At 34.7% G+C, this 24,422-nt stretch carries 27 protein-coding genes and 1 pseudogene; 5 read left to right on the top strand and 23 right to left on the bottom strand.

Annotation, left to right across the window (positions count from 1 at the left end):
* Window positions 1–11 precede the first annotated feature (11 nt).
* Window positions 12–1,964 (bottom strand): DNA topoisomerase IV subunit B, encoded by a 1,953-nt coding sequence (gene parE / locus AB1K81_RS04995; RefSeq protein WP_412975547.1) that lies wholly within the window; start codon window positions 1,962–1,964, stop codon window positions 12–14.
* A gap of 206 nt (window positions 1,965–2,170) precedes the next feature.
* Window positions 2,171–2,587, bottom strand: coding sequence for a CoA-binding protein (locus AB1K81_RS04990; protein ID WP_412975546.1), 417 nt, complete (start codon window positions 2,585–2,587; stop codon window positions 2,171–2,173).
* Between the two features lie 170 nt (window positions 2,588–2,757).
* Between AB1K81_RS04990 and plsY the strand changes: the two genes are divergently transcribed.
* The 3 genes from plsY (at window position 2,758) to yidD (ending at window position 4,602) form a co-directional block, all read left to right on the top strand.
* A complete protein-coding gene (gene plsY / locus AB1K81_RS04985) occupies window positions 2,758–3,339 on the top strand; it encodes a glycerol-3-phosphate 1-O-acyltransferase PlsY (protein ID WP_412975545.1) in 582 nt (193 codons plus the stop codon).
* 81 nt (window positions 3,340–3,420) lie between these two features.
* Window positions 3,421–4,338, top strand: coding sequence for a GTP cyclohydrolase FolE2 (gene folE2 / locus AB1K81_RS04980; RefSeq protein WP_412975544.1), 918 nt, complete (start codon window positions 3,421–3,423; stop codon window positions 4,336–4,338).
* 24 nt (window positions 4,339–4,362) lie between these two features.
* A complete protein-coding gene (gene yidD / locus AB1K81_RS04975; protein ID WP_412975543.1) occupies window positions 4,363–4,602 on the top strand; it encodes a membrane protein insertion efficiency factor YidD in 240 nt (79 codons plus the stop codon).
* A gap of 19 nt (window positions 4,603–4,621) precedes the next feature.
* Here yidD and AB1K81_RS04970 read toward each other — a convergent pair whose 3' ends face one another.
* The 7 genes and pseudogenes from AB1K81_RS04970 to AB1K81_RS04940 form a co-directional block, all read right to left on the bottom strand.
* Window positions 4,622–4,921 carry a hypothetical protein gene (locus tag AB1K81_RS04970; RefSeq protein ID WP_412975542.1) on the bottom strand — a complete coding sequence of 100 codons (300 nt, stop codon included), beginning with the start codon at window positions 4,919–4,921 and terminating at the stop codon, window positions 4,622–4,624.
* Window positions 4,921–5,346 (bottom strand): annotated as a pseudogene (locus AB1K81_RS04965) (acyl-CoA thioesterase). The gene AB1K81_RS04970 and the pseudogene AB1K81_RS04965 overlap by 1 nt, the downstream one beginning before the upstream one ends.
* Before the next feature lie 133 nt (window positions 5,347–5,479).
* Window positions 5,480–5,704: a small acid-soluble spore protein Tlp gene (gene tlp / locus AB1K81_RS04960; protein ID WP_412975541.1), complete on the bottom strand. Its 225-nt coding sequence runs from the start codon at window positions 5,702–5,704 to the stop codon at window positions 5,480–5,482.
* A gap of 160 nt (window positions 5,705–5,864) precedes the next feature.
* Window positions 5,865–6,020: an FbpB family small basic protein gene (locus AB1K81_RS04955; RefSeq protein WP_412975540.1), complete on the bottom strand. Its 156-nt coding sequence runs from the start codon at window positions 6,018–6,020 to the stop codon at window positions 5,865–5,867.
* A 68-nt stretch (window positions 6,021–6,088) separates the two neighbouring features.
* On the bottom strand, window positions 6,089–6,691 hold the full coding sequence (locus tag AB1K81_RS04950; protein WP_412975539.1) for a TlpA family protein disulfide reductase: 603 nt from the start codon (window positions 6,689–6,691) through the stop codon (window positions 6,089–6,091).
* 155 nt (window positions 6,692–6,846) lie between these two features.
* A complete protein-coding gene (acnA, locus tag AB1K81_RS04945; protein WP_412975538.1) occupies window positions 6,847–9,555 on the bottom strand; it encodes an aconitate hydratase AcnA in 2,709 nt (902 codons plus the stop codon).
* Between the two features lie 249 nt (window positions 9,556–9,804).
* Window positions 9,805–10,932: an ATP-binding protein gene (locus tag AB1K81_RS04940; RefSeq protein ID WP_412975537.1), complete on the bottom strand. Its 1,128-nt coding sequence runs from the start codon at window positions 10,930–10,932 to the stop codon at window positions 9,805–9,807.
* A 252-nt stretch (window positions 10,933–11,184) separates the two neighbouring features.
* Here AB1K81_RS04940 and AB1K81_RS04935 point away from each other — a divergent pair, with 252 nt between their 5' ends.
* Window positions 11,185–11,649, top strand: a complete 465-nt coding sequence (locus AB1K81_RS04935; RefSeq protein ID WP_412975536.1) for a DUF2621 family protein — start codon at window positions 11,185–11,187, stop codon at window positions 11,647–11,649.
* A gap of 9 nt (window positions 11,650–11,658) precedes the next feature.
* Here the strand turns inward: AB1K81_RS04935 and AB1K81_RS04930 are convergent, their stop codons facing one another.
* The 9 genes from AB1K81_RS04930 to AB1K81_RS04890 form a co-directional block, all read right to left on the bottom strand.
* Window positions 11,659–12,138, bottom strand: a complete 480-nt coding sequence (locus AB1K81_RS04930; protein ID WP_412975535.1) for a CcdC family protein — start codon at window positions 12,136–12,138, stop codon at window positions 11,659–11,661.
* 36 nt (window positions 12,139–12,174) lie between these two features.
* Window positions 12,175–12,534, bottom strand: a complete 360-nt coding sequence (locus tag AB1K81_RS04925) for a response regulator (protein ID WP_412975534.1) — start codon at window positions 12,532–12,534, stop codon at window positions 12,175–12,177.
* 26 nt (window positions 12,535–12,560) lie between these two features.
* A complete protein-coding gene (locus AB1K81_RS04920; RefSeq protein WP_412975533.1) occupies window positions 12,561–12,998 on the bottom strand; it encodes a Na(+)/H(+) antiporter subunit B in 438 nt (145 codons plus the stop codon).
* A 54-nt stretch (window positions 12,999–13,052) separates the two neighbouring features.
* The gene (locus AB1K81_RS04915) at window positions 13,053–13,757 is read right to left on the bottom strand and encodes a cytochrome c biogenesis CcdA family protein (RefSeq protein WP_412975532.1); all 705 of its coding nucleotides are present in this window, start codon (window positions 13,755–13,757) and stop codon (window positions 13,053–13,055) included.
* A 178-nt stretch (window positions 13,758–13,935) separates the two neighbouring features.
* Window positions 13,936–14,160 carry a YneF family protein gene (locus tag AB1K81_RS04910; RefSeq protein WP_412975531.1) on the bottom strand — a complete coding sequence of 75 codons (225 nt, stop codon included), beginning with the start codon at window positions 14,158–14,160 and terminating at the stop codon, window positions 13,936–13,938.
* Window positions 14,161–14,211: 51 nt separating this feature from the next.
* Window positions 14,212–14,664 carry a sporulation inhibitor of replication protein SirA gene (sirA, locus tag AB1K81_RS04905; protein WP_412975530.1) on the bottom strand — a complete coding sequence of 151 codons (453 nt, stop codon included), beginning with the start codon at window positions 14,662–14,664 and terminating at the stop codon, window positions 14,212–14,214.
* A gap of 139 nt (window positions 14,665–14,803) precedes the next feature.
* Window positions 14,804–16,804, bottom strand: coding sequence for a transketolase (tkt, locus tag AB1K81_RS04900; RefSeq protein WP_412975529.1), 2,001 nt, complete (start codon window positions 16,802–16,804; stop codon window positions 14,804–14,806).
* An 87-nt stretch (window positions 16,805–16,891) separates the two neighbouring features.
* A complete protein-coding gene (locus AB1K81_RS04895; protein WP_412975528.1) occupies window positions 16,892–17,128 on the bottom strand; it encodes a DUF896 domain-containing protein in 237 nt (78 codons plus the stop codon).
* Window positions 17,129–17,212: 84 nt separating this feature from the next.
* Window positions 17,213–17,860: a YneB family resolvase-like protein gene (locus AB1K81_RS04890; RefSeq protein WP_412975527.1), complete on the bottom strand. Its 648-nt coding sequence runs from the start codon at window positions 17,858–17,860 to the stop codon at window positions 17,213–17,215.
* A gap of 274 nt (window positions 17,861–18,134) precedes the next feature.
* On the opposite strand from AB1K81_RS04890, the gene lexA reads away from it, so the two are divergent.
* Window positions 18,135–18,758: a transcriptional repressor LexA gene (lexA, locus tag AB1K81_RS04885; RefSeq protein WP_412975526.1), complete on the top strand. Its 624-nt coding sequence runs from the start codon at window positions 18,135–18,137 to the stop codon at window positions 18,756–18,758.
* Between the two features lie 148 nt (window positions 18,759–18,906).
* On the opposite strand, the gene glnA is transcribed toward lexA, so the two are convergent.
* The 5 genes from glnA to spoVK form a co-directional block, all read right to left on the bottom strand.
* The gene (glnA, locus tag AB1K81_RS04880; protein ID WP_412975525.1) at window positions 18,907–20,238 is read right to left on the bottom strand and encodes a type I glutamate--ammonia ligase; all 1,332 of its coding nucleotides are present in this window, start codon (window positions 20,236–20,238) and stop codon (window positions 18,907–18,909) included.
* Window positions 20,239–20,309: 71 nt separating this feature from the next.
* Window positions 20,310–20,723 carry a MerR family transcriptional regulator gene (locus AB1K81_RS04875; RefSeq protein ID WP_412975524.1) on the bottom strand — a complete coding sequence of 138 codons (414 nt, stop codon included), beginning with the start codon at window positions 20,721–20,723 and terminating at the stop codon, window positions 20,310–20,312.
* Window positions 20,724–20,826: 103 nt separating this feature from the next.
* A complete protein-coding gene (locus AB1K81_RS04870) occupies window positions 20,827–22,062 on the bottom strand; it encodes a methionine gamma-lyase family protein (protein ID WP_412975523.1) in 1,236 nt (411 codons plus the stop codon).
* A 4-nt stretch (window positions 22,063–22,066) separates the two neighbouring features.
* Window positions 22,067–23,308 carry a GTPase HflX gene (gene hflX / locus AB1K81_RS04865; protein ID WP_412976116.1) on the bottom strand — a complete coding sequence of 414 codons (1,242 nt, stop codon included), beginning with the start codon at window positions 23,306–23,308 and terminating at the stop codon, window positions 22,067–22,069.
* Between the two features lie 60 nt (window positions 23,309–23,368).
* Complete coding sequence (gene spoVK / locus AB1K81_RS04860) at window positions 23,369–24,304, bottom strand: stage V sporulation protein K (RefSeq protein WP_412975522.1); 936 nt, start codon at window positions 24,302–24,304, stop codon at window positions 23,369–23,371.
* Window positions 24,305–24,422 lie beyond the last annotated feature (118 nt).

The raw sequence follows: 24,422 nt of genomic DNA, 5'->3' as shown, positions 1-24,422 counted from the left end.
TAAATCTATTTTTATGAGTGAATTTTATCATTTTCTAGTATATTTGGATCATCATTTAATCCGAATTCTACATTGGATTCAATCCATTTCCTTCTAGGTTCAACCTTATCTCCCATTAACGTAGTAACACGACGCTCCGCTCGAGCAATATCCTCAATGGTTACCCGGATTAGAGTTCTAGTTTCTGGATTCATCGTTGTATCCCATAATTGATCCGCATTCATCTCTCCTAGCCCTTTATAACGCTGTATAATATAACCATTCTTAAACTTTTTAACTGCTTCTCGCATCTCATCATCATCCCATGCATAGATGAGTTGTTCTTTTTTACCAGTGCCTTTTGAAATTTTATATAAAGGCGGCAGGGCAATATATACTTTACCAGCTTCAATTAATGGTCTCATATAACGATAGAAAAACGTTAATAATAGCACTTGAATATGAGCACCATCCGTATCAGCATCTGTCATAATAATAATTTTATCGTAATTTGCATCTTCTAATGTAAATTCAGGACCAATTCCAGCCCCGATAGTATGAATGATTGTTGAGATTTCTTCATTTTTAAAAACATCTTGCAACTTAGCTTTTTCTGTATTAATAACTTTACCTCTCAGTGGTAATACTGCTTGGAATTTGCGATCTCTTCCTTGTTTTGCAGACCCACCAGCAGAGTCACCCTCAACCAGATATAATTCGTTTTTCTCAGGGTTTTTTGATTGCGCAGGTGTTAACTTCCCACTTAAAATAGTATCCTTACGACGTTTCTTTTTACCAGTTCTAGCATCATCACGAGCTTTTCTAGCTGCCTCTCTTGCTTCTTTTGCTTTTATAGCCTTTTTCACAAGTAAGCCAGAAATATCTGGGTTTTCCTCAAGGAAGAAGTTTAGCTTTTCAGATACTACCGCATCTACTGCAGAACGTGCCTCTGAAGTACCTAATTTCCCTTTCGTTTGACCTTCAAACTGAAGTTTTCCCTCAGGAATTCTGACTGATACTAGCGCTGTTAATCCCTCACGAATATCAGTACCTTCAAGATTTTTATCCTTTTCTTTTAAAGCATTGGTTCTTCTTGCATATTCATTAAAACATCTCGTTATCGCTGCTTTAGCTCCCGATTCATGGGTACCGCCATCTTTTGTACGGACATGGTTAACGAATGATAAAACGTTTTCTGAAAAACCATCATTAAATTGGAAGGCAAATTCTACTTCAATCTCTTGTTGTTCACCCTCAAAGAAAACTACGTCATGAAGTGGATCTTTGTCCTCATTTAAATAGTGAACGAAGGATTTTAGTCCATCAGGATATTCATATACTTCATTTTCCTCTGTGCGTTCATCTTTAATCTCAATACGTAAGCCTTTTAATAAGTAAGCTGCTTCTCGTAAACGCTCTGAAATCGTTTCATAACTAAATACGGTCGTAGAGAAAATAGAAGAATCGGGTTTGAAATGGATTCGTGAGCCTGTCTTTTTTGATGTTCCAATTTTTTTACTAGAACCCACTGGAACTCCGCCATTTTCAAAACGTTGAAAATATACTTCACCATCACGATGTGAGGTTACTTCTAACCATTCTGACAATGCATTTACTACTGAAGCTCCTACACCGTGCAATCCACCGCTCGTTTTATAACCACCTTGCCCAAACTTTCCTCCAGCATGTAATACGGTGAATATTACTTCCATTGTCGATTTACCTGTACTATGCTTACCAGTCGGGATACCTCTCCCACTATCTTCAACTGAGATACTATTATCTTTATGTATCTTAACTTTAATAACATTTCCGTATCCAGCTAGTGCTTCATCGACAGCGTTATCTACAATTTCAAATACTAAGTGATGTAATCCTCTATGATCAGTACTACCAATATACATCCCAGGTCTTTTCCGAACCGCCTCAAGACCTTCAAGTACTTGAATGGAATCATCAGAATAATGTAAAGGTGTCTTGTCCAAATCCGTTTGCTCCCTTCACCAATTGTTCATATTGTTATTATTTATATAGTAGAACAGGTGTTTGTTATTTGTAAAGGTCTCTCATTACCAGCACAATATTTATTAGTATACTACAACATATTTTGTCTTGTATAGAAGTTCTATGTGAGAGCATTCTATTTTAAATGATTCCCAAATAAAAAAGGATGACATTTGCCATCCAACTTTTACGACTTTTTAACGAGTACAGCATGTGCAACTTTAATACAAAGATCCATAATAACAGTATAGCCTCTTTCATTTAAAAACTCATACGCTTCATCATTCGTAATCCCTTGTTGTGCCCAGAATACTTTACATTCTGTTTGCGCAGCTTCTTTCGCAATATCTGGTAGAAATTCTGGTCTTCTAAAAACATTAATAATATCAATAGGTTCCTTAATATCCAGTAGAGTTGCATATGACTTTTCACCTAACACTTCATCTATCGTAGGATTTACTGGAATAATCCGATAACCTATGTCTTGCATTATTTTAGAAATCTGATAGGATGTTCTTTCAGGGTTGTCCGAAAGCCCTACTACTGCAATTGTTTTTGCTGATTGTAATATTTCTTTAATTTCTTCATTACTAGGATTCTGCATGCTTGGTTACTCCCTTCATTTCGATTATACTTATAGTTAGTTTAGCATGTAAGTTAAAATATAATTAGTAATTTGTTAAATATCATAAATTATTTTGTTTTAGTACCTTATCCTAATAGTTCATGATAAAATAAACATAATTAAATTTAAAGATGAAAGTAGGAAATGAAATGGAATATGTTCTGTTTGCTATAATTGCATATTTATTAGGCTCCATCCCATCTGCCCTAATTGTTGGAAAAGTTGGTTATAATATCGATATTCGTGAACATGGAAGTGGTAACCTTGGTGGTACCAATACATTTCGAGTGTTAGGTATTAAAGCAGGGATTATTGTAACATTAGCTGATATTCTAAAAGGAACTTTAGCAACTCTAATCCCGTTATTTTTTGACGCTGATGTATATCGTCTCGCTATTGGTATATTTGCTGTAATTGGACATACATACCCATTATTCGCTCGTTTTAAAGGGGGAAAAGCTGTCGCTACCTCTGGTGGTATTATTCTTGGAGTAAATCCTATTTTATTTGCTGTTATGGTGTTAACATTTCTATTAACATTAAAAATTTCTAAGTATGTGTCTCTTTCCTCCATGGTCACTGGTTTAGTTTCGTTTATAGTAACGCTATTTATTGGAGACATTGGCTTAATGATTGTCGTAGGCGTGTTAACCTTATTTGTTGTTTATCGCCATCTAGCAAACATAAAGCGGATATTAAATAAAACAGAGCCTAAAATTAAGTGGATGTAAAAGCGGTATGATTGAAATATATGGAATAATTGCCTTATACTTTGATAAGAGACAAGTCTTGCATTAGAAAGGGAAATAGTAATGAACGCAAATAACATACCGCATATACAACTGCCTACTAAGGAAGAAAGACACAAACTATTCGGATCAGTAGAACCCGGTCCAAAAGAGAAGCCCATCGAAAAAGATAAAATGGCTGATTTGCAAAATATGCAAAAAGACTTTTTATTTGAACTTGATTCTGTTGGAATAACGAATGTTAAACATCCGATTATGATACGAAGTCATACTAGCCCAGAAGTACAGACTAGTGTTGCATCTTTTACATTTACATCTAGTATACAACAATCAAGTAAAGGTACAAACATGAGTCGTTTCATGGAACAATTATCTTCTTATAGTAAAAATGGTTTTCAAGCTGATTTTTCTATATTAAAAGAATTTACAGCTGAACTTGCTGACAGATTAGGTCAGAAAGATTCCAAAATTGCAATTCATTTTCCTTGGTTTTATGAACGAGAAGCTCCTAATACTAAATTTGCAGGATTAAATCATGCAGACTTAACTATTGAAGTTTCTTATACTCAAGAGGAGGGACATGCCATAGAGGTTGGTATGGATGTACTTATTACTACTCTTTGTCCTTGCTCAAAAGAAATTAGTGAGTATAGTGCACATAACCAACGAGGTAAAGTATCTATGAAAGCTAGCCTAATCAAAGACTTCGATGAATCTGATATAGATTGGAAACTTGCATTATTAGAAGCAGCCGAAAGTAATGCAAGCTCACGATTACACCCTATACTAAAACGACCTGATGAAAAAATGGTGACTGAAGAGGCGTATGAAAACCCACGATTTGTAGAAGACATGGCAAGGTTAGTTGCAGCAGACTTATATGAACTAGACTTTATTAAGGGTTTTGAAGTTACATGTCAAAACGAAGAATCTATTCACATGCATGATGCTATTGCAACAATACGTTATAATAAATTTTAATCTTTCAAAAAAGAAGGTTAATATATGAAGTTTATCGTAATAGGACTTATAAAATTCTATCGTAGTGCCATTAGTCCTTTTACACCATCAACATGTCGGTTCTATCCAACCTGTTCTGAGTATGGACTTGAAGCGGTACGTAGATTCGGTGCAATTAAAGGTAGTTATTTAACCATAAAAAGAATTAGCAAATGCCATCCTTTTCATCCAGGTGGGGTTGACTACGTTCCTGAAAAAATAGAAAAACAAAAGCGCTCAAAGTGAAGTACATTTGAGCGCATAGTTATAAATTAAACTTGTTAATTTGGTCCCATACCCCTTCTTTTGTAAGAATTTCTTTTTGCCTGTCCCCAAACAAATCGAAATGAGGGTAGTTATCATCATGATGAATCCATTTTGGATCTAAATGATATTGCTCACCCCAATGAACTAGTTTAGCAAGATTCTTACAACCAACTTTCGTTACAGTTGTGCAACCAGGAAAACGGCTATCTAACCAGTAATGAGTCAGAAAGGCGATTTCTCCACTCTCTACTTGCTTTTTCCAGCTTTTCAATTCTTCTCTCTTTAATCCAAAAGCCACTACTCCTCACCTACTATATTCTTCATGTATAACTCATGCCAATTAGGAAACGCTTTTCGTAATGAAATTGGCCGGAAGCTATCTTTCTTTACAATGACATGTTTCGTTGTCCCAGTTACCCTAATGTCATCATCTTCATCTACAATAGCATAACCATATACCGTACGTAATCCGTCATATTGTTAAATTCATGTTTTAACAAATACTTTCTCTCCATATCTAACAGGTTTTTTAAACGAAAGTTGAGCATCAATAACTGGAGACACGATATCATTGTTTTCCATTTCAATATAACTTAATCCTAAATGTTCAATGAATTTCGTTCTACCAATTTCAAACCATACTAGATAATTCGCATGGTAAACTACACCCATTTGATCCGTTTCTTGATATCTTACTTCAATGGGAAATTTTATCTTTTTCAAGTTTGTTGTCCTCCTTACCCTTGTATTGTTAGTTTACCATACAGGTAAAGGTAGAATAAACAAACTGACTTAAGCGTATTTTAGGAGTAAACATAAACCTCAAACCTTTAATAGATTTGAGGTTAATTGTATGCTAATGGTCCTGTGCTTCATCTTTGATTTCAGAACGGAATCCTTCAATTGCTTCTTCACGACGTTTGTTCTTATCGATTATTTTCTGTTTTTCTTCACCTGAAGCAAATTGCATTGTTTCGTGTGCTTCTTCAATATTTTCGATCGTATTTTGTACCATATTTTGAAGTTTCTCTACGTTATCACTACGATCATCTGGTTTTGGGGATTGCTGTTTTTCGTTCATGTATATCCTCCTTTTTTAAAATCATGTTGCCACTAGCATTGTTATTTTTTGATTATCTTCTATAACTATGCAGGTAAAAATAATGATTATAAAAAGGATAAGAGGACGGAATATAATTGATATCCCATCCTCAAAAATTAGATTAATAATTTCATTCAAATTATGCTTCTTTTCTTTTTGACAAAATGTCACGTGCTCTTTTTTCTAAGTTATCTTCAATTCGGTCCAATATTTCTCGATCTGACAAGATTTGTTGTCTATTCGTTTGAACCAGTTCTTCAAATGAAAGACGCTTTTTTAAAGAAATGGTAATCACTCCCTTTTTATATAGAAGTATTACCATTCCATACTATTTTTATAATAATTTTTGTAAAATTATATACGTTAGTTTAAAGAATTCATCATATCGACCATAAAATCATATGACATTGGTCCAACTTTTCGAGGAGCTTGAATTACTCCATCGGAGCCTATGAAATAAGAAGTTGGGATAGTCATAGCCATATAAGTGTCTGTAGTCTCATTATTGTTATCTATTGCAACTGGAAACGTATAACCATATTCTTCAATAAAATCACGAACCGCCTGCTCATTACGTTCAGAACCGGTTGCATTAATAGCAATTATCGTTATTTCATCACCATGTTCTTCATAGAATCTTTCTAATTCTGGCATTTCTTCTTTACAAGGAGGACACCATGTAGCCCAAAAATTTATTAGTACTTTTTTACCCTTTAAATCAGAAAGTTTCACGGTGTCACCATTTAACAATGGTAATTCAAAATCTGGTGCAGTGTCACCTTCATTTATTCCTCTAGCACTCGGAGAGACTATTGTCACACCATCAACAGACGGATCTCCAGTTACATCGACTAAATTTGGTCCTGATGCTGCTTGTCCATCTTTTTTTTCAAAATCTACAACGTTTATCACTAAAGCTATGCCAAGCGCAAGTAATATTCCTATACCGACAAACTTTTTAATCATAGTATAAACTCCCTACATATATGTAATCCATCTTTAGCCTATGTCTATAATATACAATCTTGCCTCAATATATAAAGAAATAAACTCATATGTCATAGAGTTTTCACATTTTACATAAAAAATGAGCTCCTATCAAGGAGCCCATTCCATTTTGATTAAGCTAATTTGTTACGTAGTACCATTTGTAAGATACCACCATGACGATAGTAATCAATCTCTACTTCACTATCAAAACGTACAACAGCTTTAAATTCAGTTGTTTTACCATTTTCATCTATAGCAGTTACTTTTACAAGATCATGTGGCTTAACATCTTCACCAATCTCTAGGTTGAATGTTTCTTTACCAGTTAGACCTAATTTTTCAGCATTTTGACCTTTTTCAAATTCTAATGGAAGTACACCCATCATAACTAAGTTAGAACGGTGGATACGTTCAAAGCTTTCTGCAATAACCATCTTAATTCCTAGAAGGTTTGTACCCTTAGCAGCCCAGTCACGTGAAGACCCCATGCCATAATCTTTACCAGCAAGGATTACTAATCCCGTACCTTCTTCTTGGTATTTCATTGCTGCATCATAGATTGGCATTATTTCACCTGTAGGCCAGTAAGTTGTATATCCACCTTCTGTACCTGGAGCGATTTGGTTACGAATACGGATGTTTGCGAATGTACCACGCATCATTACTTCATGGTTACCACGACGGGAGCCATAAGAGTTGAAGTTTCTTGGTGAAACTCCTTTTTCTTGTAAGTAAAGACCTGCTGGCATGTCTTTAGCAATTGCTCCTGCTGGTGAAATGTGGTCAGTTGTTACAGAGTCACCAAATTTACCAATTACACGTAGGTTGTTTAATGGTTCTACAGTTCCTGCATCTTTTGCTAGACCTTCAAAGAATGGTGGATTTTGGATATATGTTGATTCTTCATCCCACTCGAATAAAGGCTCGTCAGTTGTATCGATTTCATTCCATTTTTCGTTAGAGTTGAATACATTTTCGTACTCTTTACGGAAAATTTCTGGATTAACGACACGACTAACTTCATTTTTAATTTCTTCCATAGATGGCCAAATATCATTTAAGTAAATAGGTTCGCCATCTGCATCTGTTCCAATTGCTTCTTTAGCTAAGTCAATATCTACAGTTCCTGCTAGTGCATATGCCACAACTAATGGTGGTGATGCCAAATAGTTTGCTTTTACTAGCGGGTGGATCCGACCTTCAAAGTTACGGTTACCAGATAATACAGAAGCTACTGTTAAATCATTATTCGCAATTGCTTCTTCAATCTCTGGTAAAAGTGGTCCAGAGTTCCCGATACAAGTTGTACAACCGTAACCAACTAAGCTAAATCCTAACTTATCAAGATATGGCATTAAGCCAGCATCTTCTAAGTAACGTGTAACAACCTTTGATCCTGGTGCTAATGAAGTCTTAACAAAAGCAGGAACTTCTAATCCTTTTTCTACTGCTTTTTTAGCAAGCAATCCTGCACCTAACATAACGTATGGGTTTGATGTATTTGTACAAGATGTGATTGCAGCGATTGCAATAGCACCAGTCTTCATTACAGTCTCTTTACCATTAGATAATTTGACTGTTACTTCTTTATCAAATTCAGATTTATCTAAACCAAAACCTTGATTACCTTGTGGTGCTGTGATAGCTTTGTTAAACTCCTCTTTCATTTTAGATAGTGGAATTAAGTCTTGTGGACGTTTAGGACCAGAAAGGTTTGGTTCTAATTCGGATAAATTAATTTCCACAACTTCAGTGTACTCAGGATCTTTTAAATCTGGTGAATACCATAAGTTGTTTTCTTTGCAATATTTTTCAACTAATTTAATATGATCTTCATCACGACCAGTTAAACGTAAATAGTTTAGTGCTTCTTCATCAACTGGGAAGAATCCGCATGTAGCACCATACTCAGGAGCCATGTTAGATATAGTTGCACGGTCTGCAAGTGGCATGTCTTTTAAACCTGGTCCATAGTACTCAACAAATTTCCCTACTACATTACGTTCACGTAGTACTTGTGTAACTTTAAGTGCTAAATCCGTTGCTGTAGTTCCTTGTGGGAAGCTTCCAGTAAATTTAACACCAATTACTTCTGGTTGAGGGAAATATGAAGGCTGACCAAGCATACCTGCTTCTGCTTCAATACCACCTACACCCCATCCAAGTACACCTAGTCCATTAATCATCGTAGTATGTGAGTCAGTACCAACTAGTGTATCAGGGAATGCATCATATTCACCATTTTCATTTTCCACTTCATGTACTACATTTGCAATGTATTCTAAGTTAACTTGGTGAACAATACCAGTTGCTGGTGGAACAGCACGATAATTGTCAAATGCTTTTTGAGCCCAATGTAAGAACTCATAGCGCTCTCCATTACGTTTGAATTCTAAATCCATATTAGCTTGTAGTGCACTTGTAGAACCGTATTGGTCTACTTGCACAGAGTGGTCGATTACTAAATCAACCGGAACTTCAGGGTTAATTTGATCAGGTTTACCGCCTAAATCTACCATTGCTTTACGTAGTGAAGCTAAGTCAACAACAGCAGGTACCCCTGTAAAGTCTTGTAAAATAACGCGAGATGGTTTGAACGGTACATCTACCCCTTTACCATCTTTAGTACCCCATTTTACTAATGCTTTTACATGATCATCATTAATTACACGGCCATCATATTGACGAACGAGAGATTCTAGAAGAACACGAATAGAAAATGGTAATCTATCAATTTTTCCTAAACCAGATTCTTCTAATGCTTTTAGTTGATAGTAGTTATAAGACTTACCATTAAGATCGAATTTCTTCTTTGCATTGAAGACACTATTCTCTCCCATTTGCATAAACCCCTTTCAATCTGAATTTGGAATAATTGCTATAAACGAAATAATATCAAATTATCATAAGCGCTTCCAAATTCTATTAGTTTTCTTTCATTATCATATTAAAGGAAAATCGAGTATAAAACAATCGTTTCATACTCGATTTAATATACAAAAATCTTATGTAAGATGATAAGTTTTAGTTATACAGTTTTAATTTTTATTTTTCCACTTAATTATATCAAAAGTATTTTCATAAAAGTGCTATTTTGGAAAAATAATACGAAATGTACTTCCCTTTACTTCATTTTGCAATATCTCTAATTTGGCATTATGCCTTTCCAGTAATTGTTTCGTAATCATTAAACCTAATCCAGTACCTTGCTGTTTCGTAGTAAAGAATGGTTCACCAAGTTTATGGATAACTTCTTCATCGATACCAGGTCCTTCATCAGCTATATCTATTCTAACTTCCGCATCCGATTCTTTTAATGTAACTGTAATAACCCCAGCATCCTCCATCGCTTCGATTGCATTTTTTAAAATATTGATTAAAACCTGCTTAATTTGCGACTTATCACAATAAATAAACTTTTCTTCTCCGACGATTTCGATTAAGATGTTTTTTAAATTCGCTTGAGGTCTTAGCAATTCCATAACATCTTTAATCATCTGTAAAATAGACTCTTGCTTTTTATTATCCGTAAGCGGTTTCGATATAAATAATAACTCCGACGTTATCGTTTCCATCTTTTCAATCTCGTCGATCATGATTTTATAATAAACATCTTTCCGATTAACTCCAGCTTGTAGTAATTGCAGAAAGCCTTTTATCGAAGTTAATGGATTTCTAATCTCATGCGCAATCCCAGCTGCTAATTGACCAGCAATAGACATTTTTTCAGACCGAATGATCATTTCCTCTGTTTCCTTCTTATCTGTAATGTCTCTTGAAGTACAGACATAAATATGTTCGCCACTTATGGGATCTTTCATTTTAGCAACTTTGCTCTCACACCATATGTATTTATGATTGATATTCATTATATGGGCATTAAACGTTTGATTCGTAAATGTTTCCTTATTAAAGTCTTTCCTTATGTATTCTATATCCTCTGGAAGAATAAATTCTGTATAGGATTTCCCTATAAGTTCCTGAGGCTTAAATCCTAGAATTGGTTCAACCGCCTTTGAAAAGTAAACACCTGTACCTCTTTTATCCCAAATAGAAAAAAATTCACTACTATTTTGTTCTATCCAATTTGTAATAAACTCTGGCAAATTTGCTAGACTATTATTATGATTAGAAGATGATGACAAAACATTATCAAAAGGGCTGATTACAATTGCTGAATTTTGCTCTATACTGTCTTTATTTGGTTCTTTCTCCATCGGATCCGCCCCTTTACTACAATTTCATACAAACTTTCAAGTTTAATATACTATATGTTGATATTTATCCAAATATGAAAGTTGTTTAAAAAGAAAACTATAATTATAATAATATTAGCATAGATAATTACTAAAAGTAATAAGTTTATCAGAATTTTAACTCTTTAGAAGCAAAAATTACAGTATTGTTACTAATTATCAACTAAATTATGTATGTCTTGCAAAGAGTAATAAGAGAAAAAGGTGGATATTATGTCATATATTATAGTGTTTTGGGGATTCTTCATGATTGGATTCATGGCAATTGGCGGATACTTCATGTTTCGCAAATTCCTAAAACAGCTTCCAAAGGAAGATGGAAAATCCATGATGGATTGGGAACTACATTATTTAGAACAAACGAAACATATGTGGAATCAAGGAGAAAAAGACTTACTTGAAGAATTCGTATCCCCTGTTCCAGAATTATTTCGTGATGTAGCTAGGCAAAAAATAGCTAGCAAAATAGGGCAGGTTGCACTGGATAAAGGATTGTCTATCATAAACCAAGAAACTGTCATCGAAGGTTATATTCTTGCAACTCCGAAGCGAGATCATAAATTTTTAAGAAAGAAATTAAAAGAAAAAGATATTGATGTATATCCTTATGAACCGTTATTTAAATTATCTAAAGACGATTATCGAACCAATTGGCAAGCGAAATACACTAAAAACTAAAAGGTGCCTTCACGATGATGAGGGCACCTTTAATTGTTTTTCTAATTGTTTATATTTATATAACATAGCTAGCCTCCAGCTGCCAAGCATACCAAAAGCTAACAGGAAAAACATCCCACTCGTTTCCCCCAATGAAATTGTCCCACCTATTAATAGTTTTAATATAACTCTAGCAATTAGTAATACAAATAATATCACAATAAAAGCTTTAGAAGGAATTAAATAAATATGCTCTTTTCGGATTTCAAATTTTGAGGTTTTAATCAGAAAAATAGAAAATATAATTCCAACAGAAAGAGCCTCTACGACCTGTATCCACTTTATTTGAAATTCCGGAAAGAAAAACATGAGAGCACCAGTACTCATAAATAATGGTGGCAGAATAATTCTCTTTACAGAAGCTGGTTTCCTTGACGCTCTTAGACGTACAACTATCATTACGGAAGCCATCATAAATGCTACCACTGTACTTGCTATAATCCAAAACATAATAACACTCTTTCTCGTGTATAGTTATCTAGCAGTTTATGATAAAACGCGATTTACCGTTTCTAGTACACGGTGTTCATCGAATGGTTTAACAATAAAATCCTTTGCCCCTAATTCAATAGCTTCTACTACAACTTTTTGGTGACCCATTGCAGAACAAACAATTACTAAAGCAGTAGAGTCAATTTTCATTATTTCTCTAATTGCATCGATTCCATTCATAACAGGCATTGTTATATCCATAATTATTAAATCAGGATGGTGCTCGGAAAATAAGGAAATAGCTTCTTCCCCATTTTCTGCTTCTCCTACTATTTCATGGTTACTTTTTGTTAGGATCGTTTGTAATGTAGTTCGCATAAATTTCGCATCATCAACTATTAAAATTCTTGCCATTTAACAAATCCCCCAATTATATAAAATCAAACTTCTGATCCTGTATCATTTGCTATATTTATAATAATTGTAACGGTTACTCCAACTACTGTTAAGTATACTCCCAAGTCAAATAGCATAGCTGTTGCAAGTTCTACTTCTCCAAATATCGGAAATTCAAAATACCCAAATGTATGTGATAGGAAAGGAGCATCAAATAAGAATGACCCTAAACCTGTTAAAAACGCAACCAATAACCCAACTGGTATAAGTACTCGGAAATTTATCGGCAATATTTTATTTACAAAGTCTATTCCGTATGCCATATATAGTAAAACTACTGCTGCTGCGGTAACTAATCCACCTATAAATCCACCACCAGGAGCATTATGGCCTGCGAAAAATAAGTAAACAGAAAACCCTAATAATATAAAGGCAATTAAAGCAGTTGCAGTTTGTAATATCAGATTATTAGGTTTAATCAAAAACAACACTTCCTTATGTAATATCTATAGGTATTATAATAATATAGTTTACCATTAAAATCCATAGAAACCTATCCACCCTGCCAGGAATGCAGTTAGTTTTGTCAACCAATCGAAAAATAATGCAATTCCTAAAGCAATCATAATATATCCACCGATTTTAACAATTTTATGGCTATTGCGTTTAATCCAACTCAATTTACCGATAAAGAAGGATAATACAAAAAACGGGATGGAAAACCCTAAAATATAGGCAATCATCATTACCATCCCTTTACTTGGCTCAGTAGCTGTTAATGTAAATACAACCCCAAGAATTGGACCAGTACATGGCGTCCACCCTAAAGAAAAAGCAAGACCTATTAAAACCGATCCTAAAAATCCAGATGGTCTGTTTTTAAAGGTGATTTTCTTATCTTTCATTAAAAATTTGAAATTAAATATCCCTACAATAACTAGACCGAAGAATATAATTAATAGAGCTCCAATTTGCCTAATTATATCTTGATATGTTACAAGAAATTGTGCAATGGCTGAAGAAAAAAAACCAAACACAATAAAAATACTTGAAAAACCAATTAAAAAGCAAAGAGTATGTAAAATACTATTACGATTTAACATTTTATTTTCATCTTTAATTTCACTAACGCTCATACCTGTTATGTATGATAAAAAAGCAGGATAGAGTGGTAAAACGCATGGAGAAACAAATGAAAGAAACCCTGCTCCAAATGCAAGAAAAATATTTATTTCAGACATAATTAGCCTCCTGAATTTCTGTGTCTATTACTCATTATAACAAAAGGATTACAAAAGAATGCTTAATGATTTTGACAATTAGACGAAAATATTGTCATGAAAAAACCCCTACTAGGATTTAGTACGGGTTATCTCTGTGCAATGTATACTTATGTTAGTATTTCATTATTGCAGAACGCTATTTATTATCCATTTGATTATTCATCGCACGCATCATTTGATTAATTTTCTTTTGTGAAGGTTTTTGCCCCATTTGCATCATTAACGTACGTAGCATTTGCTCATTAATTGGTGGATTCTTTTTCAAATAACTCATCATGTATTTTCTGGCAATAAAAAATCCAAGAGCAACACCAGCAATTAAAGCTGCTATAGCAATTAATACGACCCAAATTACGTCCATTTATTCGTTTCCTCCTTCGTGTTGTCTCTTATACAGTATAGTAAAACAGTTCTAAGAATACAATACTTGGTCATTATTATATGCAGTACTAATCTTTACAGGCGAAATCCATCCATAATTTTCATAATCATTATCAATGATGAATAAATATGGATGAAACCGTCTCAAAGTAGGAAATAATAATGCTTCAGCATCCTGTAATGTTTCACAACGAAATTTTATATGTTTTTCTTCAATATGTAAAGTAATAAATTCTCTTTTATTTCCTATTTCTAGCTTATCCATACTATACTCTCTTCGCAAAGTATTTTTAGGTTGTCTAATTAATTGTGAGATTAGAGGATCCTTTGGGAAGTTCTCGGTTATAAAATTAAATTGCATAAGTAAGTCATTACGTAATTGATTGTAATAGTGTTCTTTTAAAAATCGGAATAGAATGTCACACTTATAATAATAATGCTTAGCAAATTCTTCTTTAATCCAATATACTTTATATTCTTTCATATTTCTTCCCTCCCCTTTTCCATCTATTATACGTAATCTATTAAAAAATAATGTCATACTGCGAAACAAAATATCACTAGTTTTGTCGAAAATAAATAAAGTCCAATTCTTATTCGAATTGGACTATTACTACTGGATTTTATTTAACTAAATTCTTCACATTGATTATAACATTCTCTAACGTAAAGCCGTATTCTTCTATAAGCTTTTCACCATTCGCAGATGCACCAAAAGTTGTAATACCCATCACTTTTCCTTCTAGACCTACATATCGCTCCCAGCCTAATGGTGATCCCATTTCAATTGCAATACGGTTTTTAACTGCTTTTGGTAATACTTTTTGTTTATAGCTTTCATCCTGTTTGTCAAAACGATCCCATGATGCAAGACTAACTACTCTTACATCTATACCGTCTTCTCTAAGATTTTTTTGTGCTTCCATTGCAAGTTGTACTTCTGAACCAGAAGCAATTAATATAGCATCTGGAGTTTCTTTCGAAGCATCGCTTAGAATATAGCCTCCACGTTTGACACCTTCATAGGCGTTTACTTTAGTCCCCTCTAGCGTCGGTAAGTTTTGTCTTGTTAAGACAAGGAGTGTCGGTTGATCGGTCGATTCTACCGCAAGTCTCCAGGCTGCATTCACTTCATTACCATCTGCTGGGCGAATAACAGAGAGATTTGGCATACTTCTAAATGAAGATAAATGTTCAATCGGTTCATGGGTTGGTCCATCTTCTCCAACCGCAATAGAGTCATGTGTGAATACATACGTAACTGGTGTATTCATGATTGCCGATAAACGTATTGCCGGCCGTAAATAATCACTAAATACAAAGAAGGTACCGCCAAACACTTTTAGACCTCCATGCAGAGCCATACCGTTTAATGCTGCCCCCATTGCATGTTCACGTACACCAAACCAAATATTTCTACCACTATAATTATGTCTTGTGAGGTCTTCCTCCCCATTTATTGTAGTCTTGTTAGACCCAGCTAAATCTGCACTACCACCAAGGAAGTTAGGGATTTCTTGAGCAATTGCATTTATTACCTCACCTGAAGATGCTCTTGTAGCTAATGATTTTCCTACTTCATATTTAGGTAGATTTTCTGCCCAACCTTCTGGCAAATCCCCTCGAATTGCCATTTCTAATTCATTAGCTTCTTGCGGATACTTTTGTTTATAAGTGGTAAAAAGATTATTCCAATCACTTTCAAGTTTTTCTCCTTTAACTTGAATCTTTTCCTTGAAATCAGTATATACCTCATTAGGAACTTGGAAGTCTTCATGTCCCCATTGATAGAATTCCTTCGTTAATACTACTTCATCTTCTCCTAGTGGTGCACCATGAGAAGCTGATGAAGCCGATTTATTTGGAGAACCATAGCCAATTACTGTTTTAATTTCAATTAATGTTGGCTGTTCCGTATTTTCTTTCGCTTGTTTTATTGCAGAACGGATTTGTACTATATCATTTCCGTCCTCCACCCGAATAACCTGCCATCCATAAGATCGGAATCGTTCTTCTGTGTTATCAGAAAATGAACGGTTTAACTCTCCATCGAGAGAAATATCATTCGAATCATACAATACAACTAATTTTCCTAATCTCAAATGACCTGCTAGGGATGCTGCTTCATGAGAAATCCCTTCCATTAAATCACCATCACCAACTAGTGTATATGTATAATGGTTGATAACCTGAATATCTTCTTTATTATATTTGGCAGCTAAATGCGCTTCTGCCATCGCCATTCCAACAGACATAGCAATCCCTTGACCTAAAGGGCCAGTCGTTGCTTCAACTCCATCTGTATGATGAACTTCTGGGTGTCCTGGAGTTCTAGAGCCCCATTGACGAAACGCTTTTATATCATCTATTGTAACGTCATACCCCGATAAATGCAGTAAACTATAAAGAAGCATTGATCCATGTCCTGCTGATAAAACAAAACGATCCCTGTTAAACCATTTAGAATTCTTCGGATTATGGTTCATAAAATCTGTCCATAAAGTATATGCCATTGGAGCTGCCCCCATAGGCAATCCAGGATGACCAGAATTTGCTTTCTCAATAGCATCAATAGATAATGTACGGATTGCATTAATTGACATCTGTTCTATGTTGATTGACATAATTTCTACTCCTTTCCTTAAGTAACTAGCTATAAGTAATGACAGCCTACCATATTTCTAGTATTCCTTAATATAGCATTACTATGTCTAGTGTTTTTGGTTTCTTTCCTGCATATCACGAAGTTTTTTCGGTGTCACATCATTGCCTTTTGGATCAATAACTGTCATTGTTTTCAACTGATTTTTAAAGGAATTTCGTACATTTCCTAAATATTCTTCCCGTAATGTTTTCTGTTCTTTTTGTTCTTCCTTCGTCAATCCTTCAGCAGTTTTTGCCTTTTTAGCTAACGCATTAATTCGGTCAAGTTTATCTTGTGAAATCATATAGTAACCTCCTAGGTTCATATCATGAAAATATTAAAAAGCAAGAACATTGGATGCTCTTGCTTTTTAATATTACCTTTTCAGTTAATCTGAATCAATTATTTGGTATTCTTGATATCTTCGATGGATTGTAGCCTTCGATACTTCGTAACCCAGACCATTTAAGGTCTTTGCTATTTCACTGAACGTAAGGTTATTATTTCGTAATCGAATAATCTCTTCAATTGGCACTTCTTTCCGTTCTCTACCTGGTGATAAATGTTGATTAGTAAGGTTATGAGCAGGTTTATACCCATTAGCTATAGCCTTTTTCATTCCTCGCTTAATTTTTAAGTTATGTATCTTCCGTTGATACTCTTCAACAATCCCTACAATAGCCAGTACCATTGAATCAGATTCAGATAACTCAAGCTCCCCATCATGAATCGAACTAAAAATTTGGACGTTGAGTTTAGTTAGTTGATGAAATAAAGCTATTTTTGTATTGCCCCGGCCAAGTCTTGTCTCATCTTGAATTAAAAGAGCTTCTGCTTGTCCATTTTCAAATGACTCTAGCATATCAAAAACCCCATCACGTTCCACTTCATATCCACTTGCTCTTTCTTCTATGCACTTGATGACATTAAACTGATACCGATTAGCCAATTGAAGTAATTCTTCTTTTTGTCTAGCTAATGATGTCTCTTGAACTTTTTTATCTGTACTCACACGGCAGTAAATAATTACATTCAATTTATAATTCTCCTATTATGCACTAATTAATGAAAGGTATAAGAATCCTAATGTTAAAGCAAAACCAACAATATAAAATAAATCTGTCAAATTTACTTTACCAAACATTTCTCCATCATCCCTTCTTCTTTACATTACAAGAACCTCTGTTCGTATTTTTAGTATAACAGAACATACGCTCTTGTCAACAGTTTTTTTCGAACGAATGTTTGCTTTTTTTTCTTATCGATGATAAACTAGCAATAATAAATTATATGTGCGAGGTGTTTAATAGATGACTAAATTATCAACTAGACAACAAGCAATACTTGAATACATAAAAGAACAAGTCAAATTAAAGGGCTATCCACCATCTGTTCGAGAGATTGCTGAAGCAGTAGGCCTTGCCTCGAGCTCCACTGTTCATGGACACCTTTCTAGACTAGAAAGTAAAGGATTTATACGACGTGATCCTACTAAACCTAGAGCTATTGAAATACTAGATTTAGATGAGGAAAGTAATATTCCTAGAGACGAAGCTCGATATGCACCTGTCATTGGTAAAGTAACAGCTGGTATCCCGATAACTGCTGTTGAAAACATTGAAGAATTTGTACCAATTCCTAGTTCGACTGCAGGTCCAGATGAAAATCTATTTGTACTTGTAATTGATGGTGAGAGTATGATAGAGGCAGGTATTTTAGACGGTGATATGGTCATCGTCAAACAACAAAATACTGCTCAAAACGGTGATATTGTTGTAGCAATGACCGAAGATGACGAAGCAACTGTAAAACGATTTTTTAAAGAAAAGGATCATATTCGCTTGCAACCTGAAAATACTACGATGGAACCATTAATATATAAAAATGTATCCATACTCGGTAAAGTAGTTGGCTTGTATCGCCACATTCATTAATAAAGATATTTCCCCTATAAAATTAACTAACGCCTATTGCTCTCTTAAGCAATAGGCGTTAGTTCTAGTTATTTCAGTATAGTACTATTATTTGCAAACAAAACCGGTAAACTAAAGGGGTTGCCTTTAAATTACCGGTTTTTTATTATTAATAGTTAGTTAGATATTGATCTCTCTCCCAAGGATGGACGCTCGTTCTAAACATATCCCATTCTATCTCTTTTGCTTCAATATAGTGTTCAAATAAATGCTCACCAAGAGATTCCACGATTACTTCATCGTTTTTCAGTTCTTGTAATGCATCAATTAAAGATGATGGTAAATCTTTAATACCAACTTCATCGCGTTCTTCTTTTGACATAACATAGATGTTACGATCTACTGCAGGAGGCGGTGTTAAATTGTTACGGATTCCATCAAGACCCGCAGCTAATAATACTGATAATGCCATATAAGGATTAGCAGCTGGATCGACGCTTCTTGCTTCAACACGAGTACTTAGTCCACGAGAGTTCGGAATACGCATTAGACAGCTTCTATTAGCTGCTGACCATGCTACATAGCTTGGTGCTTCATAACCAGGTACTAGGCGTTTATAAGAGTTAACAGTAGGGTTTGTAACAGCTGTAAATCCAGTTGCATGTTTTACAATACCCGCAATAAATTGATAAGCAGTTTCGCTTAATTCTAAATCTCCACTCGGATTGTAAAATGCATTTTCATTACCTTTAAATAAAGACATATTTGTATGCATACCAGATCCGTTTACACCAAATAATGGTTTTGGCATAAATGTTGCATGTAGATTATGCTTTCTAGCAATTGTTTTAACTACTAGTTTAAATGTTTGGATATCATCAGCATGTTTTAATGCGTCGGAATATTTAAAGTCAATCTCGTGTTGCCCTGGAGCAACTTCATGGTGGGATGCTTCAATTTCAAAGCCCATTTCTTCTAATTCTAACACGATGTCACGACGGCAATTTTCTCCTAAATCAGTAGGAGCTAAGTCGAAATATCCACCATGGTCATTTAGTTCTAATGAAGGCTCTCCCTTTTCATCTAATTTGAATAGGAAAAATTCCGGTTCTGTTCCAATATTAAATGCATCAAAGCCTAATTCTTCCATTTTCTTCAGATTACGCTTTAAGTTATAACGAGGGCAACCTTCAAATGGTGTACCATCAGGACGATAAATATCACAAATAAAGCGTGCAACCTTACCTTTTTCAGAAGTCCAAGGGAACACAACAAATGTATCTAAGTCAGGATAAAGATACATGTCAGACTCTTCAATGCGAACAAAACCTTCAATTGAAGAACCGTCAAACATCATCTTATTATCAAGAGCTTTTTCCAATTGACTTAATGGGATTTCGACATTTTTAATTGTTCCTAGCATGTCTGTAAACTGAAGTCGAATAAATTTTACATTTTCTTCTTTAATCTTTCTTTCAATTTCTTCCCTAGTGTAACCCATAATTTTTCTCCTCCTAAAATTTAAAATAAAGTTAATATAGTAGGAAACTCCTTCCCTCTATACCTACTTATTTACCTATTAACAAAGAATCTAGCAAGCTCACCTTGCCTTAGGTTCGCTTTTCCAAACCGATTCGCTTCGGTAATTTCTTGTCTCAAAATCGCTCTTAGCTCTTTATCGGTTAGGTCTGATTTTTGCTTTTGAGGTAATGCTTTTTCTTCTTCTTTTTGCTCTTTTTCAGAGTCTTCTTCGTTAAGTAACAATTTGATACCAGCAAGATTTAAACCTTTGTCTAGATAATTCTTTATTTCTAGTAGTCGATCTACATCATTGAATGAGAATAGTCGTTGATTCCCCTCTGTTCGCTCTGGATGAATTAATTCATTCTCTTCGTAGTAGCGAATCTGCCTAGCGGTTAGTTCAGTAAGTTTCATTACAATACCAATTCCGAATAAAGGCATGGAGCGTCGATCTGTGTCATTCATGATTATGACCTCCCTTTACAAAATTATTATATTAAATGTGAGTTATTCTGTCAACAAAATGTTAGGTAAGTTAACATCATCTCTAAACTTTCAATTTTCTAGATTACTTTTCCTGTATTATAGCTTGTACAGCCTCGATTAACGCAATTTTTACATGGGCATATGTTAGTCCACCTTGTACAAAAGCAGTATAAGGTTCTCGAATTGGACCATCTGCAGATAGTTCAATACTAGACCCCTGAATAAATGTTCCCGCTGCCATAATCACTTCATCTTCATAGCCAGGCATTTCACTTGGATAAGGCGTAACAAAAGAATTCACCGGGGAATTTCGTTGGATTGCCTGACAAAATGCTACCATCTGTTCCGGAGTTTCAAATGTCACCGATTGGATTAAATCAGTTCGTTTCTCTTGATAGTATGGTGTTGTTACAAATCCTAACAATTCTAATAACCTAGATGTAAAGATTGCTCCTTTTAACGCCTCACCAACAATATGTGGTGATAGGAAAAAGCCCTGATACATCTCCTGAAGTAGATTGTATGTTGCTCCCAATTCTTTTCCTAACCCCGGTGCAGTGAGACGGTACGAACATAATGTAACTAGGTCATCTCGTCCAACGATATAGCCGCCACCACGTACAATTCCACCACCTGGATTTTTAATTAAAGACCCAGCCATAATGTCTGCACCAACATGTAACGGCTCCTTTTCTTCAACAAATTCTCCGTAACAGTTGTCAACAAACACTATGACATCTTCCTTTAATCCTTTAACAAAGCTTATCATTTCCGCAATTTTATCAACTGTAAAGGAAGGTCGATTTGCATATCCTTTTGAACGCTGAATAGCGACCACTTTTGTTCTATCATTTATTGCTTCTTTTATTCCAGGATAATCAATCTGACCTTCCTCTGTTAAAGATACTTCATTATATGTAATCTGAAAATCCTTGAGTGATCCAGTATTTTCTCCATCTGATCCTATTACATTTTCTAAAGTATCGTACGGTTTTCCCGTAATATAAATTAGTTCATCACCAGGTCTTAACAACCCATAAAATACTGTAGTAATTGCATGAGTTCCAGATACCAATTGTGGCCTTACTATAGCAGACTCTCCTCCGAACACATCGGCATATACAGCTTCCAATGTATCTCGTCCAATATCATCATAACCATAGCCACTTGTAGAATTAAAGTGGCTATCACTTACTTTATTATTTCGGAAAGCATCTAATACTCTTTTTTGGTTCACTTCCACTTTTTTATTAATTTCCATGTGAATTGTTGCAATGTCTTTTTCTGCTTGTTCTACGAGTCTCTCTATTTCGTTCATGTTTCTAACTTTTCTCCTTTACAATACCCTTAAGCGGATGTTCCGGACGAATAAATCCAGTTACAATATAGGATTCAGTATTTTCTTCAAATGTTTTTTCCTTAAGAATTGTCTCATGCTCAAAACGATTAAGCAAATTACCTTTATCCGCTTCGACTTTAATTTGATAAGGCTCCCATTCTTTTATCAGCACTTCTTCTATTTTCTTCACTAATCGAACTAGATCTTCATTTTCCAAAGCACTAATAATGATATAGGGCCGATTTCTCGGGATGAAATCATTTTTTATAAGATCTTTTTTATTATAAACCGTTAACATCGGTATCGAACTACTCTCTAATTCGTCGAGCAATTTTATAACCGTATCTTGATGTTGCTCATTATCTGGATGTGAACTGTCCACAACATGAAGAATAAAATCTGCTTCCTGTACTTCTTCTAAAGTAGAACGAAAGGCTGCTATCAATGTAGTTGGGAGCTGTTGAATAAATCCTACCGTATCCGTAATTAAAACTTCTAGACCGGACGTAAATTGTAATTTTCTCGTTAGAGGATCTAACGTTGCAAATAATTTATCTTCCTCTAAAGATTCGCTATCCGTTAACCGGTTGAATAATGTTGACTTTCCAGCGTTGGTGTAACCAACAATAGCAATTTGAAACACTTCATTTTGTTTTCTACGTTTACGATATTGATCACGCTGTTTTACAACTTGCTTCAACCGCCTTTTTATATCATCTATGCGTCTACGAATGTGTCGTTGATCTGTTTCCAGCTTTGTTTCACCAGGACCACGTGTACCAATACCTGCACCCAACCGAGATAATTGAACACCTTGCCCACGTAGTCGAGGTAATAAATATTGTAATTGCGCTAGTTCTACTTGAAGTTTACCCTCTTTCGTTTTTGCTCTTTTTGCGAAAATATCGAGGATAAGTTGACTTCTATCAATTACTCTTCTATCAAAGTAATCGCTTAAATTTCGTGATTGCCCAGCTGATAATTCATCATTTGATATAACTATGTCAGCTTCAAGTTCATCTATTTTTTGTTTAATTTCCTCCATTTTGCCCTCACCAATATAAAAAGCAGGATGAATTCGTTCTCTATTTTGCGTGATTACTTCTACAACAGTACCACCTGCAGTATCTACAAGTGATATAAGTTCTTCAAGTGAAGACCCAAAATAATCATCCTGCTGCTGCGGCTTTTTAACAGCTATTACAACTACTTTTTCTTCGGACATTGTACTCATTCTCTCCTTAATTGACTGCTATAATTTATGTCGCTATGTTGAGTAATAAAATTACCATATGGACTGAATGTCTTCTAGTTTTAAATCATTACCTGTTAACAATATAAGCTCATCTGGAGAGATATTATCCTTATATAATAATCGCACCGCCTGCATTCGAATCGCATGTTCTACGACATTACGGATAAATCTCGCATTAGAGAAGTTACTAGTAGGATCATTTTTTTGTTTATAGAGGAAATTTCTTAGTTTCCACTCTGCATCCTTAGATAATTGATATTCTCTTTCTGACGCCATTTGTCGCGTTATATCCATTAATTGATCTACGTCATAATCAGGGAATTCAAGTATAAACGGAAATCTAGATTTCAGACCGGGATTAAGGGTTAAAAATCTGTCCATTTCGTAAGGATACCCAGCTAATATTAATACAAAGTCATTACCACTATCTTCCATATGTTTTACGAGAGTATCAATAGCTTCCTTACCAAAATCTCGTTCTCCGCCACGTGCTAGTGAGTATGCTTCATCAATAAAAAGTACGCCACCCATCGCCTTTTGTATAAGTGCACGCGTCTTTTGAGCAGTTTGACCAATATACTCACCAACTAAATCCGCTCTTTCAGCTTCAATAAAATGTCCCTTGGATAATAAGTTCATTTCAAAATATATTTTAGCTAATTTCCTCGCCACTGTCGTTTTTCCTGTGCCAGGATTACCTTTAAAGAGCATGTGCAGAATTTGTTTGGAATTATATAGCCCCATTTGACTTCGCTTTTCATTTATAATGATAGTTGCATAGATTTCTTTTATTTTTTGTTTCAGATCACTTAATCCAACAAATGAGGATAATTCTTGATCAATATGAGCAAAAGGTTCTTTGCCTACATATTCCTCACGCTTATTGTTATCTATTTTAGCTGCTTTATTATCTTGTAATACAATATTAATTTTACCATTTTTATGATGAATCTTTTGCGTAGTCAACTTTATCACTCCTTAGTCATCTTATTATACGTTCAGAGGGATAAAGTTGTGACAAATGCCTATATCGTTTACCTGTAACGTAACATAGGTCCGCCCCCCAAAACATCATTCTATTTTG

The sequence above is a fragment of the Ornithinibacillus jepli genome (assembly GCF_047228935.1).
Lineage (GTDB): Bacteria > Bacillota > Bacilli > Bacillales > Amphibacillaceae > Ornithinibacillus.
The sequence above is the reverse complement of the archived record's forward strand: the minus strand, read 5'-3'. Positions and strand labels throughout refer to the sequence as shown.

Excerpts from the sequence above, each read along its gene's own strand:
- glnA (WP_412975525.1), bottom strand. The coding sequence starts at position 20,238 with ATGGGTTACACTAGGGAAGAAATTGAAAGAAAGATTAAAGAAGAAAAT.
- sirA (WP_412975530.1), bottom strand. The coding sequence starts at position 14,664 with ATGAAAGAATATAAAGTATATTGGATTAAAGAAGAATTTGCTAAGCAT.
- tlp (WP_412975541.1), bottom strand. The coding sequence starts at position 5,704 with ATGAACGAAAAACAGCAATCCCCAAAACCAGATGATCGTAGTGATAAC.
- AB1K81_RS04875 (WP_412975524.1), bottom strand. The coding sequence starts at position 20,723 with ATGAATGACACAGATCGACGCTCCATGCCTTTATTCGGAATTGGTATT.
- AB1K81_RS04930 (WP_412975535.1), bottom strand. The coding sequence starts at position 12,138 with ATGTTTTGGATTATAGCAAGTACAGTGGTAGCATTTATGATGGCTTCC.
- AB1K81_RS04940 (WP_412975537.1), bottom strand. The coding sequence starts at position 10,932 with ATGGAGAAAGAACCAAATAAAGACAGTATAGAGCAAAATTCAGCAATT.
- AB1K81_RS04870 (WP_412975523.1), bottom strand. The coding sequence starts at position 22,062 with ATGAACGAAATAGAGAGACTCGTAGAACAAGCAGAAAAAGACATTGCA.
- yidD (WP_412975543.1), top strand. The coding sequence starts at position 4,363 with ATGAAGTTTATCGTAATAGGACTTATAAAATTCTATCGTAGTGCCATT.
- AB1K81_RS04990 (WP_412975546.1), bottom strand. The coding sequence starts at position 2,587 with ATGCAGAATCCTAGTAATGAAGAAATTAAAGAAATATTACAATCAGCA.
- folE2 (WP_412975544.1), top strand. The coding sequence starts at position 3,421 with ATGAACGCAAATAACATACCGCATATACAACTGCCTACTAAGGAAGAA.
- AB1K81_RS04935 (WP_412975536.1), top strand. The coding sequence starts at position 11,185 with ATGTCATATATTATAGTGTTTTGGGGATTCTTCATGATTGGATTCATG.
- AB1K81_RS04925 (WP_412975534.1), bottom strand. The coding sequence starts at position 12,534 with ATGGCAAGAATTTTAATAGTTGATGATGCGAAATTTATGCGAACTACA.
- tkt (WP_412975529.1), bottom strand. The coding sequence starts at position 16,804 with ATGTCAATCAACATAGAACAGATGTCAATTAATGCAATCCGTACATTA.
- plsY (WP_412975545.1), top strand. The coding sequence starts at position 2,758 with ATGGAATATGTTCTGTTTGCTATAATTGCATATTTATTAGGCTCCATC.
- lexA (WP_412975526.1), top strand. The coding sequence starts at position 18,135 with ATGACTAAATTATCAACTAGACAACAAGCAATACTTGAATACATAAAA.
- AB1K81_RS04910 (WP_412975531.1), bottom strand. The coding sequence starts at position 14,160 with ATGGACGTAATTTGGGTCGTATTAATTGCTATAGCAGCTTTAATTGCT.
- hflX (WP_412976116.1), bottom strand. The coding sequence starts at position 23,308 with ATGTCCGAAGAAAAAGTAGTTGTAATAGCTGTTAAAAAGCCGCAGCAG.
- acnA (WP_412975538.1), bottom strand. The coding sequence starts at position 9,555 with ATGGGAGAGAATAGTGTCTTCAATGCAAAGAAGAAATTCGATCTTAAT.
- AB1K81_RS04915 (WP_412975532.1), bottom strand. The coding sequence starts at position 13,757 with ATGTCTGAAATAAATATTTTTCTTGCATTTGGAGCAGGGTTTCTTTCA.
- AB1K81_RS04895 (WP_412975528.1), bottom strand. The coding sequence starts at position 17,128 with ATGATTTCACAAGATAAACTTGACCGAATTAATGCGTTAGCTAAAAAG.
- AB1K81_RS04950 (WP_412975539.1), bottom strand. The coding sequence starts at position 6,691 with ATGATTAAAAAGTTTGTCGGTATAGGAATATTACTTGCGCTTGGCATA.